The 14,886-nt window shown below is 50.7% G+C and carries 13 protein-coding genes, 1 tRNA gene and 1 riboswitch; of the genes, 5 read left to right on the top strand and 9 right to left on the bottom strand.

Going from position 1 to position 14,886, the window contains the following annotated elements; translation table 11 throughout:
- Window position 1: 1 nt before the first annotated feature.
- Both ACTHTS_RS03145 and ACTHTS_RS03140 read left to right on the top strand, forming a co-directional pair.
- On the top strand, window positions 2-289 hold the full coding sequence (locus tag ACTHTS_RS03145; protein WP_128582310.1) for a ComEA family DNA-binding protein: 288 nt from the start codon (window positions 2-4) through the stop codon (window positions 287-289).
- A 266-nt stretch (window positions 290-555) separates the two neighbouring features.
- The gene (locus ACTHTS_RS03140; protein WP_440369188.1) at window positions 556-969 is read left to right on the top strand and encodes a type IV pilin protein; all 414 of its coding nucleotides are present in this window, start codon (window positions 556-558) and stop codon (window positions 967-969) included.
- Window positions 970-1,041: 72 nt separating this feature from the next.
- Here ACTHTS_RS03140 and ACTHTS_RS03135 read toward each other — a convergent pair whose 3' ends face one another.
- The 7 genes from ACTHTS_RS03135 to metK all read right to left on the bottom strand — a co-directional run bounded on the left by ACTHTS_RS03135 (window position 1,042) and on the right by metK (window position 8,185).
- The gene (locus tag ACTHTS_RS03135; protein WP_440369172.1) at window positions 1,042-1,866 is read right to left on the bottom strand and encodes an undecaprenyl-diphosphate phosphatase; all 825 of its coding nucleotides are present in this window, start codon (window positions 1,864-1,866) and stop codon (window positions 1,042-1,044) included.
- Between the two features lie 44 nt (window positions 1,867-1,910).
- Window positions 1,911-2,552: a thiol:disulfide interchange protein DsbA/DsbL gene (locus tag ACTHTS_RS03130; RefSeq protein ID WP_440369171.1), complete on the bottom strand. Its 642-nt coding sequence runs from the start codon at window positions 2,550-2,552 to the stop codon at window positions 1,911-1,913.
- 11 nt (window positions 2,553-2,563) lie between these two features.
- The gene (locus tag ACTHTS_RS03125) at window positions 2,564-3,670 is read right to left on the bottom strand and encodes an SPOR domain-containing protein (protein ID WP_440369170.1); all 1,107 of its coding nucleotides are present in this window, start codon (window positions 3,668-3,670) and stop codon (window positions 2,564-2,566) included.
- Between the two features lie 154 nt (window positions 3,671-3,824).
- Window positions 3,825-5,321 (bottom strand): YifB family Mg chelatase-like AAA ATPase, encoded by a 1,497-nt coding sequence (locus ACTHTS_RS03120; protein WP_440369169.1) that lies wholly within the window; start codon window positions 5,319-5,321, stop codon window positions 3,825-3,827.
- A gap of 13 nt (window positions 5,322-5,334) precedes the next feature.
- Entirely contained in the window at window positions 5,335-5,655 is a 321-nt protein-coding gene (locus tag ACTHTS_RS03115) for an accessory factor UbiK family protein (protein WP_003684455.1), read from the bottom strand.
- A gap of 124 nt (window positions 5,656-5,779) precedes the next feature.
- Window positions 5,780-6,844: a DUF1176 domain-containing protein gene (locus ACTHTS_RS03110; protein ID WP_440369168.1), complete on the bottom strand. Its 1,065-nt coding sequence runs from the start codon at window positions 6,842-6,844 to the stop codon at window positions 5,780-5,782.
- Between the two features lie 171 nt (window positions 6,845-7,015).
- Window positions 7,016-8,185, bottom strand: a complete 1,170-nt coding sequence (metK, locus tag ACTHTS_RS03105; RefSeq protein WP_440369167.1) for a methionine adenosyltransferase — start codon at window positions 8,183-8,185, stop codon at window positions 7,016-7,018.
- Window positions 8,186-8,358: 173 nt separating this feature from the next.
- Window positions 8,359-8,469, bottom strand: a riboswitch (SAM-I-IV-variant riboswitch).
- A 108-nt stretch (window positions 8,470-8,577) separates the two neighbouring features.
- On the opposite strand from metK, the gene ACTHTS_RS03100 reads away from it, so the two are divergent.
- Entirely contained in the window at window positions 8,578-9,459 is an 882-nt protein-coding gene (locus tag ACTHTS_RS03100; protein ID WP_440369166.1) for a lysophospholipid acyltransferase family protein, read from the top strand.
- A 49-nt stretch (window positions 9,460-9,508) separates the two neighbouring features.
- Here ACTHTS_RS03100 and ACTHTS_RS03095 read toward each other — a convergent pair.
- Window positions 9,509-9,585: transfer RNA gene (locus ACTHTS_RS03095), tRNA-Pro, on the bottom strand.
- Between the two features lie 199 nt (window positions 9,586-9,784).
- On the opposite strand from ACTHTS_RS03095, the gene recC reads away from it, so the two are divergent.
- Both recC and ACTHTS_RS03085 read left to right on the top strand, forming a co-directional pair.
- Window positions 9,785-13,078, top strand: coding sequence for an exodeoxyribonuclease V subunit gamma (recC, locus tag ACTHTS_RS03090; RefSeq protein ID WP_440369165.1), 3,294 nt, complete (start codon window positions 9,785-9,787; stop codon window positions 13,076-13,078).
- Window positions 13,079-13,087: 9 nt separating this feature from the next.
- Entirely contained in the window at window positions 13,088-13,594 is a 507-nt protein-coding gene (locus tag ACTHTS_RS03085) for a thioredoxin family protein (protein ID WP_440369164.1), read from the top strand.
- A 116-nt stretch (window positions 13,595-13,710) separates the two neighbouring features.
- On the opposite strand, the gene lapB is transcribed toward ACTHTS_RS03085, so the two are convergent.
- Entirely contained in the window at window positions 13,711-14,880 is a 1,170-nt protein-coding gene (gene lapB, locus ACTHTS_RS03080) for a lipopolysaccharide assembly protein LapB (protein WP_003684462.1), read from the bottom strand.
- Window positions 14,881-14,886: the final 6 nt, after the last annotated feature.

Raw genomic sequence — 14,886 nt, 5'->3', positions numbered from 1 at the left:
GATGAAGAAATTTTTATTTGGTGCGTTTGCCGCCATCTGTGCGGCGTTCTCTTTAGCTGCCGTGAACATCAATACCGCGTCTTCTGCCGAACTGGAGGCATTGCCGGGTATCGGTCCGGCTAAGGCGAAGGCGATTGTGGAATACCGTCAGAAGAACGGTGCGTTCAAATCGGTGGAGGAACTGAAAAACGTGAAGGGCATCGGTGATGCGGTGCTGAATAAGTTGAAGGCGGAGGCGACGGTTTCTTCTGCCGCGCCTAAGGCCGCCCAGCCTGCCGTGAAAAAATAAGTCTGACGGACGTTTGTGCCGTATATGCCGCCCCGAGGCCGAACCGTTTGCCGGTTCGGGCTGACGGGCGGCTTTGTATGGGCAGTGGCAATAAAACTTGGGCTAATGGGGCTTTCATTGGGTAAAGGGATAAACGGATAGCCTCTTGTCGGATAGGGGATATAAAAGATAAAGGGAATAAAGATATGTACTCAAAGGCATTTAACGGAAAACGGAATAGGGCAACTGTGCAGAGGGGGTATTCTTTGATACAGCTGTTGGTGGTGATGCTGTTGGTTTCGATATTGGCGACGGCTGCCTTTACGGTCTATCGGGAATCGGTCCGCTCGGCCAACCTGCGTGCAGCGCATGCCGCGCTGCTGGAAAATGCGCGCTTTATGGAGCAGTTCTACGCGAAAAAGGGCAGCTTTAAGCTGACGTCGACGAAGTGGCCGGAACTGCCGGTGAAGGAGGCGGGCGGTTTCTGTATCAGGATGAGCGGTCAGGCTAAGGGCATCCTGGAGGGTAAGTTTACCTTGAAGGCGGTGGCGCTGGATAGGGAAGCGGAGCCGAGGGTGCTGCGTTTGAACGAGTCGCTGACGGCGGTGGTGTGCGGGAAGATGAAGGGGAAGGGCAGTTGTACGGACGGTGAGGAGATATTTAGGGGTAATGATGCGGAGTGCCGGCCTTTTATGGGGTAGAAATCTGATCTAAAGGGAGGAAGCGGATAAAGAAAAAAGGACGTGCACAGGCACGTCCTTTGGGGAAAGGGGTTATTCGCTCCAGCTGACCCAGCCCAGTATCCAAGTAAGGAGAATCAGACCACCAAATACAATACGGTAGTAGGCAAAAGGCACATAGTTTTTACTGGAGACAAATTTCAGCAAAGCTTTTACTGCCAATAAACCGGCGATAAATGCAGCGATAAAACCGATGGCAATTTGTCCGACATCTTGCAAGGTAAAGAGTTTGTAGTTTTTTAAGATGTCGTAACCTGTTGCCGCAATCATCATCGGTACAGCAAGGAAAAATGAGAATTCGGTAGCCGTTTTACGTTCCAGCCCCCACAACATACCGCCCATGATGGTACTGCCTGAACGTGATGTGCCAGGGATAAGGGCGCAGATTTGGGCACATCCTACAACAAATGCGTCGATTGGGCGCATATCATCTACATGGTTGACTTTAGGTTTGACTGTTGTTTGGCGTTTTTCAACCCATAAAATGAAGAAGCCACCGAGTACCAGCATGGTAGCAACAGTAATCGGGTTGAAAAGGTGTAATTTAATTTGTTTGCTGAATAATAGACCCACAATTGCGGCAGGTATGAAGGCAATAAATAAATTCAGTACAAAGCGATTGGCTGTCCGTTCTTTACCGAGTCCTTTTATAATATGGGTAAATCGTTGGCGGTATTCGAATACGACGGCTAATACGGCACCGAGCTGGATGGCAATTTCGAATACTTTACCGTTACTTTGGAAATTCATTAAGTCGCCGAATACGATCAAGTGACCGGTACTGGAAATAGGGAGGAACTCGGTTAAACCTTCGATAATACCGAGAATAAGTGCTTTAAATAAAATCAGAATGTCCATAAGTTTTCAGACGGCCTTGAGGCCGTCTTTCTTTTGTTGAATAGTTAAAGTGGTTTTGAGGATTGTTCGCGACGGACTTTGACGATGAGGTCATCTATGGTTTTCATACCGACTTTCCAGTCGCTACCATTGAAATTGACTTTGTATTTACCACCGACAATGACAGTTGGTGTGTTTTCAATTCGATAAGTTTCCGTCAATTGCTGCATTTTTGCAGCAGTCGACGCGGCAGCAGGGCTATTGTAGGCTTGAAGCAGTTTTTGACTGTCAAAACTTGTCTGTTTGCCGACCCATGATCGGAATACATTTGCATCAGCCAGGTTGATTTTTTGTTCGTAAACTGCTTTGAAGATGACTGGATTGGCTTGATATTTCAAACCTGAAAGATTGACGGCTGCGGCAACCTTGGCCAAGCCTAACATTTCAGGCATCCAAACGACGTGTTCTGTCCGTAAGGAAACATCTTTGGCAAAGGTTTTGCTGTGTTGCAACAAAACGGGATCGAGATGGTAACAATGGACGCAGAAGTAGCCGAAAAATTCTAGCACTTCAATTTTTCCGGCTTGTTGCTGCGGAATAGGGCGACTGAGGACAGTATAGTCCACGCCCTCGGTAGCAGCCTGCGCACTCAGACTGAGCAGGCTCAGGCTGAGTGCGGCAATGGTTTGTTTTATATGCTGCTTCATCAGTGATTCCATTATTTGCTAGAACGAATCAAGCTGTTGATATTATGGCCTTGCAGGTTTTTTTGCAGTTTCACAGCGGCTTCCTGCGGCATGGTGTTACTTTGAACTCGGTAAATGGTTTTGTCGCCGTTTTGCGATTCAACCACTCTGGAAGAAACACCTAAAATAGCCAATTTCGCACGTTGTGAATCTGCGCTGGAACGGTCTGCATATGAACCAAGTTGCAGGAATGCCTTTTTACCGCTATTGGCAGTCGCTTCGGCTTTTTCTGCTGACTGTTTACTTGCAGTGTTGCTGCTTTCTTTTGTTGCAGAGGCATTTGCTACTTTACGTGCTTTTTCGATGCTGCCGCTGTTGAGGATTTGCTCAGGTGTCGGCTTGTTTTGTTTTTTGGCTTCGGCTGCTTTTTTCTCAGCCAATTTGCGCTCGGCACGCTCTTTTTGTTTGTCGGTCAGTTGGTCGGCTGCTTTTTTATCTTTTGCAGTTTTATCAGTAGCTTCTTTTTCAGCTTTGGCTTTTTCTGCGCGTTTTTTCTCTAATTCGGCTTTTTTCTCGGCCAGTTTTTTCTTGGCGGCCTCTTTTTCTGCTTCCGTTTTTGCGGCTTTTTCTTTGGCTTCACGTTCGGCTTTATCGGCGGCAGTTTTGTCTGCTCTTTCTTTGGTTTCGCGTTCAGCTTTGTCGGCGGCGGCTTTTTCAGCTTTTTCTGCTTCAGCTTTATCCGCTTTTTCTTTGGCTTCACGTTCTGCTTGTTCAGCTTTTTCCTGAGCTTCTTTTTCCGTTTGAGCTTTTTCTTCAGCTTCTTTGGCAGCCTTTTCAGCCTCTTCTTTAGTTTTGGCTTCTTTCTCTGCTGCTTCTTTTTCAGCAGCTTCTTTTTCTGCTTTGGCTTTTTCTTCATCTGCTTGGGTAGATGAAGTGTCGGTAGCTAGGCGTTTCTCTGCTTTGTCTTGAGGTTTCAGGATTTCAGGTTCTTCGCTTTGTTTAGACTGAGTCAGCTCTTTGAAAACGTTTTGGTTGCCTTGGTTCAAGAAGAACAAAATACCGGCAATAATACCTGTTGCCAGTATCAGGCCGAAAAAGAAACCGGCCAAGCCTTTGCCATATTGTGTAGATTTTTTCATGACTTACCTTGTAATAATGGGTTCAGACGGCCTGAAGGGAGACTGTCTGAGTTTGGATTCGATATTTTATCAATAACCGTTATAGACGGCAAAATCCTGATGCTTTGTTTACTCTAGTTTTACTTAAACATAAAGATTCAGGTCGTCTGAAAAGTTAAAGGGCGCGACGGAAGCCGATGGCTTTCATCACATGGGTTTTGCTGACTTCTTCGTCGCCTGCCAAATCGGCCAGTGTACGGGCGACGCGCATGATGCGGTGGAAACTTCGAGCGGAAAGAGACAGTTTTTCAAGCATGGTTCCCAAGGCTTCTTGCGCTTCTTTTTGGATACGGGCTTTACCATCGAGCTCGCTGACACTCAGGTCGGCATTGACTTTGCCTTGTCGGTTATATTGGATTTTGCGCGCGGCGGTAACGCGTTCTAATACGGCGGCACTGGATTCTCCGGCTTCTTGTTGCATCAGCTCGGCGGCGGAAAGGCTGGGTACTTCGATGGTTAAGTCAATACGGTCGAGCAATGGCCCTGAAATTTTGTTGCGGTAGCGGGCAACGCTTTCAGGCGTGCAGCGGCAAGGTTTGGATGGATGGCCAAGATAGCCGCAAGGGCAGGGGTTCATGGCGGCGACAAGTTGGAACTTTGCCGGATAAACTGCTTGGCGTGCGGCGCGAGAAATATGGATTTCGCCGTTTTCCAAAGGTTCGCGCAACACTTCTAATACTTTACGGTCAAACTCGGGTAATTCGTCTAAAAACAACACACCATGGTGCGCCAATGAAATTTCGCCCGGACGTGGGTCTGAACCGCCACCTACCATGGCTGCCGAGCTGGCACTGTGATGAGGGCTGCGGAAAGGACGGTTGTTGTCGAGTTGCTGTTGATGGTTGGGCAGGAGCGAACGCAATGCCCATACTTCGACTAATTCGTCTTCGGTCAAAGGCGGAAGGATGCCAGGCAAACGTTGCGAAAGCATGGATTTGCCCGTACCCGGAGGACCCATCATCAGCAGGCTGTGTCCGCCTGCCGCTGTGATTTCCAAAGCAAGGCGAGCGGTATGCTGGCCTTTAACATCAGCTAAATCAGGAATTTTACTTTGTTCAGACGGCCTTTGTGGCAGTTTGCATTCGGTTTGTGTCAACGGTTCGATGCCGTTTAAATGGGCGGCCACTTCGCCCAAAGAACGCGCTCCATAAACCGCGATACCGCGCATGACGGCAGCCTGGTCAGCATTTTCTTGTGGCAATACGAACGAACGGCCTGCCTGCATTCCCTGCCATGCCATGGCCAGCGCGCCGCGTACGGGACGCAGCAGGCCGGACAGTGCTAATTCTCCGGCAAACTCATATTGCGCGAGCTTTTCAGGATTGATTTGTCCCGAAGCGGCAAGAATGCCTAAGGCAATCGGTAAATCGAAACGGCCGGATTCTTTTGGGAGGTCGGCCGGTGCGAGGTTGACGGTAATTTTCTTGGCGGGAAAGTCGAAGCCGCTTTGGATGATGGCGGCACGCACACGATCGCGGCTTTCTTTGACTTCAGTATCGGGCAAACCGACGATATTGAAATGTGGCAAGCCGTTGGCAAGGTGGGCTTCCACTTCGACCAACGGCGCATTCATGCCGCTTAAGGCGCGGCTGTAAACCAAAGCAAGCGACATGTTTCAGACGGCCTTATTCGGCAGCTTCAGTTTGTTGTTTGATTTCGGCAACAGCTTCTTCAGCAGCGGCTTCGGCAGCTTTCAAAGCCGCTTCTTCAGGCTCTTGAGCAGCTTCGAGTTTGGCCAAACGGGCTTCCAATTCGGCCAGTTTGGTACGGGTTTTAATCAAAACCTGTTGTTGGATGTCGAATTCTTCGCGGGTCACCAAATCCATGCGGTTGAACGCGCTGCCGAGCATGGCTTTAACGTTTTTTTCCATGTCTTTGGCAGGGCTGTTGGCGATGGTTTCGCTGATTTTGGAGCTGACTTCTTCAAAAAGTTGTTTGCCGAACATAATCCGTATCCTTTATTCAGAATGTATATAGAAATTCAAGTGGCTATTGTATAAGGAAAAAGGCCGTCTGAAAACGGGAATTTTGAGACGGCCTTTGCTTTCTATCGTAAATATTCCGTGTATTTTAACGTTCAACACGGGCTTCAAAAATAGGCATCAGCCACGCGCCGCCTGTGAAGCCTTTGCATGAACCGGTGGTGTGTTCCTCACTGCGGACAAACGTTTTACCGTCCCACACTGCGGCATTGCCCGACCAGCAGTCGCCGATTCCTCGGCCTTTGAAGCTGCCGCTAAGGGTGGCTGTTTTCTCATCGAATCCGCCGTGTCCGCCGTATGTCATTGGTGGCAGCACTTGTTCGATTTTGGTTAATTTTTTGTCGGCAATGACATAGTAGCCGCTGGTTTGATAGGCTCCGCCGATACAGACGGCCTCCACTAAAACTTGTTGTTTGTTGAGCGGATAAATATTTAGGCTGCGGTTCCAATCCATTTGCTCTTTATTGTGCAGGGCGTAACAGTAATTATTGTCGCCTTCGGAAACGCGGTTGCTGTCGCTCAAGAGCTTCATGACGGCGCTGTGGCGCGGTGTGCCTTGTTCCAGCATATCGCCCTCTTTTTTCGGCACGGCAACGGCGCGGATGACGGGTTTGGGCTGCGGGCTGAGGACTGCCTGACTGCTGCCACCTTTGCGAATCAGCGCGGAAGGCGTATTCAGACGACCTTGGAATTCGTCCGCTTTCAACATTGCCGCCGCCGCGCCTTTATCGGACAAGTGCCATTCATATTTTCCCGCGCGGATGCTGATTTTGCTTTCTTTTTTCAACGCTTCGAGCAAGGCGTTGGTTTGCGCGCTGCTCAATTTGCCTGTGCCTTTTTTGTTCAACGCCAATTTGCCCAGTGATTTGCCGTTCAGCATCAATTCGCTGCGGGCTGCCACGCGGGCGAGTTGGAGGTCATCGTCGTTAAATGGCAGCAGGGAAACTTCGCCAATTACGGCGGCATTCGCCCCTGCTTGTCGGGTAAACAGGATAGAAACCGGCGGTTCTATTTCATCTGCTTGGTATCCGGCAAGACGGCAGGTGCCGGTATTGTCGCAAGCAATGTCCCAGTCTTTGTAATTTTGATAAAAGCCTTGAGGCGGAGCAGCCAGTGCGGTGGCAGGCAAAACAGCCAGCAGCCATTTTTTCATGATGCATTCTTTCAATTTTATTTGGTAGCTTCACAAAAACATTACGGCAATCCAAAATTTCGTTGCGCTGTTTTTGTGAAAATACGATGTGTCGTTCGTAAAAAGGTTTTGAATGTTTAGATGTAAAAAGGCCGTCTGAAACTCCCGTTCAGACGACCTTTATTATTTTTTTTATACGCCTGCGGCTGCTTTCAATGCGCCTGCTTTGTCAGTGCGCTCCCAAGTAAATTCAGGCTCCTCGCGGCCGAAGTGGCCGTAGGCAGCGGATTTACTGTAAATCGGGCGCAGCAGGTCGAGCATTTGGACGATGCCTTTAGGGCGCAGGTCGAAATGTTCGCGAACCAGGGCAATCAGTTTTTCTTCGCTGATTTTGCCGGTGCCGAAAGTATCGATGGAAATCGAAGTCGGTTCGGCAACACCGATGGCGTAGGAAACTTGGATTTGGCATTGGGTTGCCAAACCGGCGGCGACGATGTTTTTTGCAACATAGCGGCAGGCGTAAGCGGCGGAACGGTCCACTTTGGACGGGTCTTTGCCGGAGAATGCGCCGCCGCCGTGCGGAGCTGCGCCGCCGTAGGTATCGACGATGATTTTACGGCCGGTCAAACCGCAGTCGCCTTGCGGGCCGCCGATAACGAAGCGGCCGGTCGGGTTGATCAGGTATTTGGTTTCGTCGGTCAGCAGTTCAGACGGCAGAACCGGTTTGATGATGTGTTCGATAACAGCGTTTTTCAGCTCTTCGTAACCGATAGATGGATCGTGCTGGGTAGACAGGACGACGGTGTCGATGCGTTTTACTTTGCCGGTTTCGCTGTCGTAAACCACGGTCAGTTGGGCTTTGGCATCAGGGCGCAGCCAAGGCAGGCGGCCGTCTTTGCGCAATTCGCTTTGGCGTTGCATCAGGCGGTGGCTGTAATAGATGGCAAACGGCATCAGGGTAGGGGTTTCGTCGCAGGCATAGCCGAACATCAAACCTTGGTCGCCTGCGCCTTGGTTCAAGTCGATGCCTTCGCCTTCGTTCACGCCTTGGGCAATGTCCGGAGATTGTTGGTCGTAGTACACGCCGACCGCGCAGCCGTTGGCATCAAAGCCCAGCTCGGAGGAGTTGTAGCCGATGCGTTTGATGGTTTCGCGTGCGACTTTGATGTAGTCCACTTGGGCAGTAGTAGTAATTTCGCCTGCCAATACGCACAAGCCTGTGTTGACCAAGGTTTCCGCGGCGACACGTGCTTTGGGGTCTTGCGCCAAGATGGCATCCAAAATCGCATCGGATACTTGGTCGGCAACTTTATCCGGATGGCCTTCGGATACCGATTCGGAAGTAAACAGATATTCGCTCATTGCTATTCTTTCATTAAAAACAGGCTGCTGTGTTTTCAGACGGCCTTTTATTTCGGACAGCGGAAATCATAACAAAAACTCCGCTTTTTCTCTATACAAGTGAGAAACATTCGCACTTGCCTGCTGTTTCGGAATCCTGTTGCACGTTTCTTACAGGCAAAAAAATTCCCGCATTAAGCGGGTTTGGATTGCTCTGGCGAGCCACATCGGTTTTTCAACCGTCCACCTTACCTTTCCGTTTGAAAAGCAGGTTGGCATGGAATTCCCAACTCTTAATGCAGCGCGGATAGTAGCAGAAAAGCAGGTGTGCCGCAATATATTTGCCCGAAGTCTGTTTTGTTCAGACGGCCTGTTTCGTTTACAATCTGCTCACTTCATTTTGGTAAAACCTTATGCAAACGCTTGTTACCTTTGTTTTTAAATTTTTGGCCGCGCTGCCTTTGGCTTGGTTGCACAAATTAGGCAACCTGCTCGGCAGTTTGGGTTTCCGCGTGTTGTTGAAAGATCGCCGAAGGGTATTTGAAAACATGACACTTGCCGGCTTGAACCCGACGGACGAGGCAGTGAAAAAAGTTTTCCGTGAAACGGCAAAAGGCGGCTTGGAATTGCCGGTGGCGTTTTCCAGACGGCCTGAGGAAATTGAAAACCTGTTTGTCAGCGTCAACGGTTGGGAACATGTTCAGACGGCCTTGAATGCGGGTGAAGGTTTGCTGTTTATCACGCCGCACATCGGCAGCTATGATTTGGCGGGCCGCTACATCAGCCAGCAACTGCCGTTTCCGCTGACGGCGATGTACAAGCCGCCGAAAATCAAGGCTTTTGATGCGGTGATGCAGGCAGGGCGCGTGCGCGGCAAGGGTAAGACTGCGCCAACCAGTATTCAGGGCGTCAAACAAATCATCAAGGCCCTGCGCGGCGGAGAAGCGACCATTGTGTTGCCGGACCATGTACCGTCTCCGGAAGAAGGGGGTGACGGCGTGTGGGTGGACTTTTTCGGCAAACCTGCCTACACCATGACGTTGGCAGGCAAGCTGGCGCAAGTCAAAGGCGTAAAGGCTTTGTTTTTTTGCGGTGAGCGTTTGCCCGACGGTAAAGGCTTTGTCTTGCATATAGAGCCTTTGCGCGGCGAGTTGAACGGCGATAAGGAGCACGACGCGCGTGTGATCAATGAAAATACCGAATATTGGATACGCCGTTTTTCGGAACAATATTTGTTTATGTACAACCGCTACAAACATCCCGAAGGCGCGCCTTTCCCTCCGCCGGAAGTATAGGCTTGCCGAATGTAAAAAAACCTGCTTGGACTCAAGCAGGTTTTGTATTTGGTCGGAATGAGAGGATTCGAACCTCCGACCCCTTCGTCCCGAACGAAGTGCGCTACCGGGCTGCGCTACATTCCGAATGTGGGAAATTATAGGATAGGAGAAGCCGGTTTGTACAGGGGTCGATAAATAATTAATAATTGGCTGTCGATGAGTTTGTTTTAGGCCGTCTGAAGCGATGTGTTTCAGACGGCCTGTGTTTTTGTTTGCTGCTTCTGCTGAAGCATTTGTCCTAATGGCATTATAATGTGGGCAATTGTTTTTTAGATTGTCTGCTATGTTTTATCTTTATCAGTCCGACCGTTTGGAAGCGCTTGCCGAAATGTGCGCGCATATTCATCAGGCCTTGCCTTTGGATGCTGTATTGGCACAGGAAGAAGTGGTGGTGCAGAGCCAGGGGATGCGGCGTTATCTGAATGTGTTTTTCGCGCGCAAACTCGGCGTGGCGGCGAATTTGAAGTTCAGCCTGCCGGCCGGTTTGGCGTGGCAGCTGATGCGTAAATTGGTTCCCGATGTGCCGCCGCTCAGTCCGTTTTCGCCTGAAGTCATGCGTTGGCGTTTGCTGGATTTGTTCCGCAGCGAAGCGTTTCAGACGGCCCCAGAATACGAAAACGTGCGCTTGAAGTTGGAAAGTTATTTGCACAGCTCGGCATCGGCGGATTATCAGCTTGCCGGACAGATGGCGGATATTTTCGACCAATATTTGGTGTACCGTCCGGATTGGATTGATGCGTGGCAGGCTGGGAAGCTGCTGGGTTTGGGCGATGATGAGGATTGGCAGGCGCGGCTGTGGCGTTATTTGGACGATGGCAGCCAATCTGCGCCGCACCGCGTGGCCTTGTGGGAAAAGCTGTTGGCGCAGTTGGATAAATCGGTCTTGCCGCAAAGGTTGTTCGTATTCGGCATTTCGACAATGGCGCCGATGTATCTGCAACTGCTGCACCAAATTTCCAAGCATTGCGATGTGTTTGTGTTTGCGCTTAACCCGAGCAGCCAATATTGGGGCGAGGTCATCGACGAGGCGCAGATTTTGAAAAGGGGCGATGAGGCGGATTTGTCGCAGGCAGGGCATCCGCTGTTGGCTTCTTTGGGCAAGCAGGGGCGCGATTTCTTTGATTTTCTGTCGGAAGTGGAAACCGAGCAGGATATTCAGGTTTATGAAGAGGGAAAAGACGATACCTTGTTGCATTGCCTGCAAAACGATATCCAAAACTTGATCATGCCGTCTGAACGCTTATATCAACAGGAAGAAGGCGAAGCAGGCGCGCAGCCGGCTTTGGTTCAGGTTCACGATGCGGACGGCAATCCAGTGTGTGTCGAGCCGGACAAGCTGTTGAATGACGGCTCCGTCAAAATCGTTGCGGCACACAGCCCTTTGCGCGAATTGCAGATTTTGAAAGAAGAGCTGTCGCTGGTGTTGCAAAATAATCCCGATTGGCAACCGCACGATATTGCCGTGTTAACACCGAACATCGAGCCGTACAGTCCGTTTATCGAAGCCGTTTTTGGACAGGAGCAGGAAGGCAGCCAGGCTTTGCCGTATTCGATTTCGGATGTGAAGCTCAGCCGCCGTCAGCCGTTGCTGTATGCTTTGGCGCAAACGTTGGACTTGCTGGAAAGCCGGTTTGAAGTGGACAAGGTTTTACCTTTGCTGGAAAGCCGGTTGGTGCTGCAACGCTTCGGTTTGAGCGAGGAAGATGTGCCGCTGCTGCATGAGGCTGTTGCCGGATTGAATGTGCATTGGGGTTTGGATCAAACCATGCGCGAGGGCAAAGACAACCTCTTTACTTGGCAGCAGGCGATAGAGCGTTTGACCTTGGGCTGGATGCTGCCTGAAGGCAGCAACGGCATGTGGCAGGGCGTGAGTGCGTGGCATAGCAACGTCAACCAGTTGGACGTGTTCAGCGGTTTTGCCGAATTTATCCGTACTTTGGCCGATATGGCGGCGCAATGGCAAGAGCCTGCCGATGTGGAAGGCTGGGTGCAGCGTTGCCGCGATTTGCTGGAGAAACTGTTTGCTCCGGATACGGACGACCAATACGCCAAGCAGCAGTTCGAGCAGTCTTTGGCGAAATGGCAGGAAGAGGCGCAGTTGGCCGAATTTGACGGATTGTTGCCGTGTGAAACCGTTATCCGCCATATCCGCCGCTTCTTGGACAGCGAAAGCCAAGCCGGATTTTTGAGCGGCGGCATCACTTTTTGCAGTATGGTGCCGATGCGCAGCCTGCCGTTTAAAATGGTTTGCCTGTTGGGTTTGAATGACGGCGATTTTCCGCGCAATACCAAAGCGGCTGTGTTCGACCTGATTGCCAAACATCCGAAAAAAGGCGACCGCGCCCGCCGCGACGACGACCGTTATCTATTCCTCGAAGCCTTAATCAGCGCGCGCGAAATGCTGTATTTGTCTTATATCGGCCGCGATATACGCAATGATGCTGAGTTTGCGCCGTCTTCGTTAATCAGCGAGCTGCTGGATACCATTGCCGCCATGACGGGGAAAAGCGGGCGTGAGTTGTCGGAGAAATGGGTGAAACATCATCCTTTGCAGGCGTTTTCGCGCCGTTATTTCCAAAAGGACGCGTTTTCAGACGGCCTCTTCAGTACGCGCCAAGATTACGCTGATGCGCTGAACCAACCGCCAGCGGAAGCGCAGCCGTTTTTCCGTGAGGCTTTAAGTCAGGAAGAGCCGGGTAAAACCATTCAACAGGGCGAGCTTGTCAGTTTTTGGCGCAACCCTGTCAAAGTTTGGCTGAAGAGAAATTTAAGCTGGGATCAGCCGTATTTGGACGACGCATGGGAATCTGCCGAACCGTTTGAGCCGCAACATGAGGGCCGGATTGCCGATGCCTATTTGGATGCGCGGCGCGCAGGGGAAGATTTTGAAGATACGGCCATTCGGCTGAATGCAGAAAGCCTGATGCCGGTGGGCGAGTTGGGCGGCTTGTGGCAGAAGCAGTATCAGATATCTGCGAAAAATGTGGATGCCGGGTTGATACGCAGTAACAAAAGGCCGTCTGAACCTTATGAAGAACACTTTGACGATTTGGTTTTACAAGGCACCATCGGCAATCTTTATGAATGCGGCCGCATTGTGTTCCAAAACCAAAAAGACAATGCGCCCAACCGTGTTGCCCGTTTATTGGAGCATTTGATTTTTTGCGCCGTCGCCCCTCAATCCGTTGAAAACCGACAAACCCATATTGTCAGCTTGGGGCAGACCGAAACCTATGCCGCCATCGGGCAAGAGGCGGCGAGGGAGCTTTTGAAAGAATGGCTGGTATATTTCCGAATCGGACAAAATACCCCTTTGCCGTTTTTCGCCAAAACCAGCCTTGCCGCTGCGGAGGAGTACAGCAAGAAAGAGGATTGGGATGCCGCCTTGAGAAAAGCCCATGAGGTTTTTAACGGCAATAAAATGAGTAAAGGGCAGAAAGAATATACCGAAGTGAAGCTGGTGTTTGGCCATTCGGACGAATCGCCGCTTGATGAGCCGTTATTTGAAAACCTCGTCGTCAATCTGCTTGTTCCGCTTTTGACCGGCGTGGCAGGGAAAACCGATACAACAGAATAGGAGTAAAGCATGGCCGCTTATGCAGAATATTTGGATTTTGATACCGAAGAAGACAAATTGAAACAGCAGCAGCTCTATCAGGCAACCGAGCTGTCGGCGCAAACGGTAGCGGCGGTCAAAAAGATCAGCCGTCCGCAAAACTGGCTGCTTGCCGCTGCGCCATATTGCCCTGATTGCTGCGTATTTGTGCCGTTTATTCAAAAAATGGCGGAGTTGAACCCCAATATCCGCGTCAACTATATTGCTCGCAACGATTTTGACGACAGCAGCCGTTTCGATAATCCGAGCCAACAGGAAATCGTCCGCGCCAATCAAAAAATCCCTGCGCTGTTTTTGATGGGTCATGAAGAGGCCGGGCCTGTGTTTAATGAGTTTCCGCAAGTGGTGTTAAACCAAATTGCGGCAGATGAAACCCGTCGCACAGAATTGCGCGATGCGTACCGTGCCGGCGAGTTTAATGCCGATATTGAGGCTCAGATTGTAGCGGCGTTGGTATGGGCAGAGCAGCGTTGTTGAGCAAACATTGCTGGTGTGTACAGCCATGTTTTGAAGCGCTTTGATATTTTGCTTTGTAATAAAAAGGCCGTCTGAAAAGATTTCAGACGGCCTTTTTTTTAATGCTTAACGCTTTATCAAATCTCGATTTTATTCGGCGTAAAGGTTTGCCATTTGTTGCAGGCTGGGCAGTGCCAGAAGAAGACTTGGGATTTGAAGTGGCAGTTGCGGCAGCGGTACATGACGCTTTTTTGCAGCTGGCGGCCGATAATGGAACGAATCATATCGGTGTCGGCTTTCCACTCCGGATTCATACTGCTGAGTTTCAAGCCAAGCAGGCGGTACACGCCGTTGAGGTCGGGTTTTTGGCGGACAAGTTCGACAGCGATTTGCGCCGCTTCGGTTTCGCCTTTGAGCAGCAGGGCCTTCTCGTAGATGACGTTGATCAGGTCAAGATCGGGGAAGGTTTGCATATAGCCGATCAGGCGGTTGAGACCTTCTTCCTGTTTGCCTTGCGCGGCATAGGCTTCATAGAGTTTTTCGCCGACCATGCTCAGATAGGCGTGGTTTTGCTGCTCGATGGCGGAATACGCTTCCACTGCAGCAGGGAAGTTGCCCTGACGGTATTCAATGTCGCCGAGAATGATGTTGGCGCGCGTACATTTCTTGTTGGCTTCGAGTGCTTTGCCGATGTTGTAGCGAGCGGCATCGAAGTTGGATTTGAACAGTGCGGCTTGGGCGATTTCGCAATAGAACTGGGCGATTTCAAACTGGTAGGTTTGTTCGTCATGGCTCAAGAGCTGCGCCATTTCGATGGCCTTTTCCCAGTCGCGGTCTTGTTGGTAGATGCTCAAAAGGTGTTGGCGGGCTTCGCGTGCCATATCGCCTTCCTGCAAACCGAGGAAGATTTGTTCGGCGCGGTCAACCAAGCCTGCACTTTGGTAGTTTTGCGCCAATTCAAAAAGCACGCGCGCGCGTTTTTCGTTGACAGTGTCGGGCGAATCGAGCAGGGCGCGGTGCATATTGATGGCTTTGTCGTTTTCGCCGCGTTGGCGGTAGAGCTTGCCTAGGGTCAGGTTTAGGTCGTATGACTGCGGCTGTTGGTCAATCACTTCCGCCAATTCGCGCGCGGCGCGGCCGCTGTTGCGGTCAACGAGGGCGTCAAGGCTTTTGTAAAAGCCGGCCGGTATGCTTTTGGCCTGTTTCAGAACGGTCTTCATATCGACGCGCGCAGCAAACCAGCCCATAGCGAAGAAAACGGGGAGGAGGACGATGGGCAGTAAGATGACCCACAATTCGTTGTCCATGGTATT

Origin of the sequence: Neisseria sp. P0019.S003 (assembly GCF_051957115.1) — a bacterium.
Classification (GTDB): Bacteria; Pseudomonadota; Gammaproteobacteria; order Burkholderiales; family Neisseriaceae; genus Neisseria; species Neisseria flavescens_D.
This window is presented reverse-complemented; position numbering and strand designations above follow the sequence as displayed.

Excerpts from the sequence above, each read along its gene's own strand:
- ACTHTS_RS03145 (WP_128582310.1), top strand. The coding sequence starts at position 2 with ATGAAGAAATTTTTATTTGGTGCGTTTGCCGCCATCTGTGCGGCGTTC.
- ACTHTS_RS03140 (WP_440369188.1), top strand. The coding sequence starts at position 556 with ATGCTGTTGGTTTCGATATTGGCGACGGCTGCCTTTACGGTCTATCGG.
- ACTHTS_RS03135 (WP_440369172.1), bottom strand. The coding sequence starts at position 1,866 with ATGGACATTCTGATTTTATTTAAAGCACTTATTCTCGGTATTATCGAA.
- ACTHTS_RS03130 (WP_440369171.1), bottom strand. The coding sequence starts at position 2,552 with ATGAAGCAGCATATAAAACAAACCATTGCCGCACTCAGCCTGAGCCTG.
- ACTHTS_RS03125 (WP_440369170.1), bottom strand. The coding sequence starts at position 3,670 with ATGAAAAAATCTACACAATATGGCAAAGGCTTGGCCGGTTTCTTTTTC.
- ACTHTS_RS03120 (WP_440369169.1), bottom strand. The coding sequence starts at position 5,321 with ATGTCGCTTGCTTTGGTTTACAGCCGCGCCTTAAGCGGCATGAATGCG.
- ACTHTS_RS03115 (WP_003684455.1), bottom strand. The coding sequence starts at position 5,655 with ATGTTCGGCAAACAACTTTTTGAAGAAGTCAGCTCCAAAATCAGCGAA.
- ACTHTS_RS03110 (WP_440369168.1), bottom strand. The coding sequence starts at position 6,844 with ATGAAAAAATGGCTGCTGGCTGTTTTGCCTGCCACCGCACTGGCTGCT.
- metK (WP_440369167.1), bottom strand. The coding sequence starts at position 8,185 with ATGAGCGAATATCTGTTTACTTCCGAATCGGTATCCGAAGGCCATCCG.
- ACTHTS_RS03100 (WP_440369166.1), top strand. The coding sequence starts at position 8,578 with ATGCAAACGCTTGTTACCTTTGTTTTTAAATTTTTGGCCGCGCTGCCT.
- recC (WP_440369165.1), top strand. The coding sequence starts at position 9,785 with ATGTTTTATCTTTATCAGTCCGACCGTTTGGAAGCGCTTGCCGAAATG.
- ACTHTS_RS03085 (WP_440369164.1), top strand. The coding sequence starts at position 13,088 with ATGGCCGCTTATGCAGAATATTTGGATTTTGATACCGAAGAAGACAAA.
- lapB (WP_003684462.1), bottom strand. The coding sequence starts at position 14,880 with ATGGACAACGAATTGTGGGTCATCTTACTGCCCATCGTCCTCCTCCCC.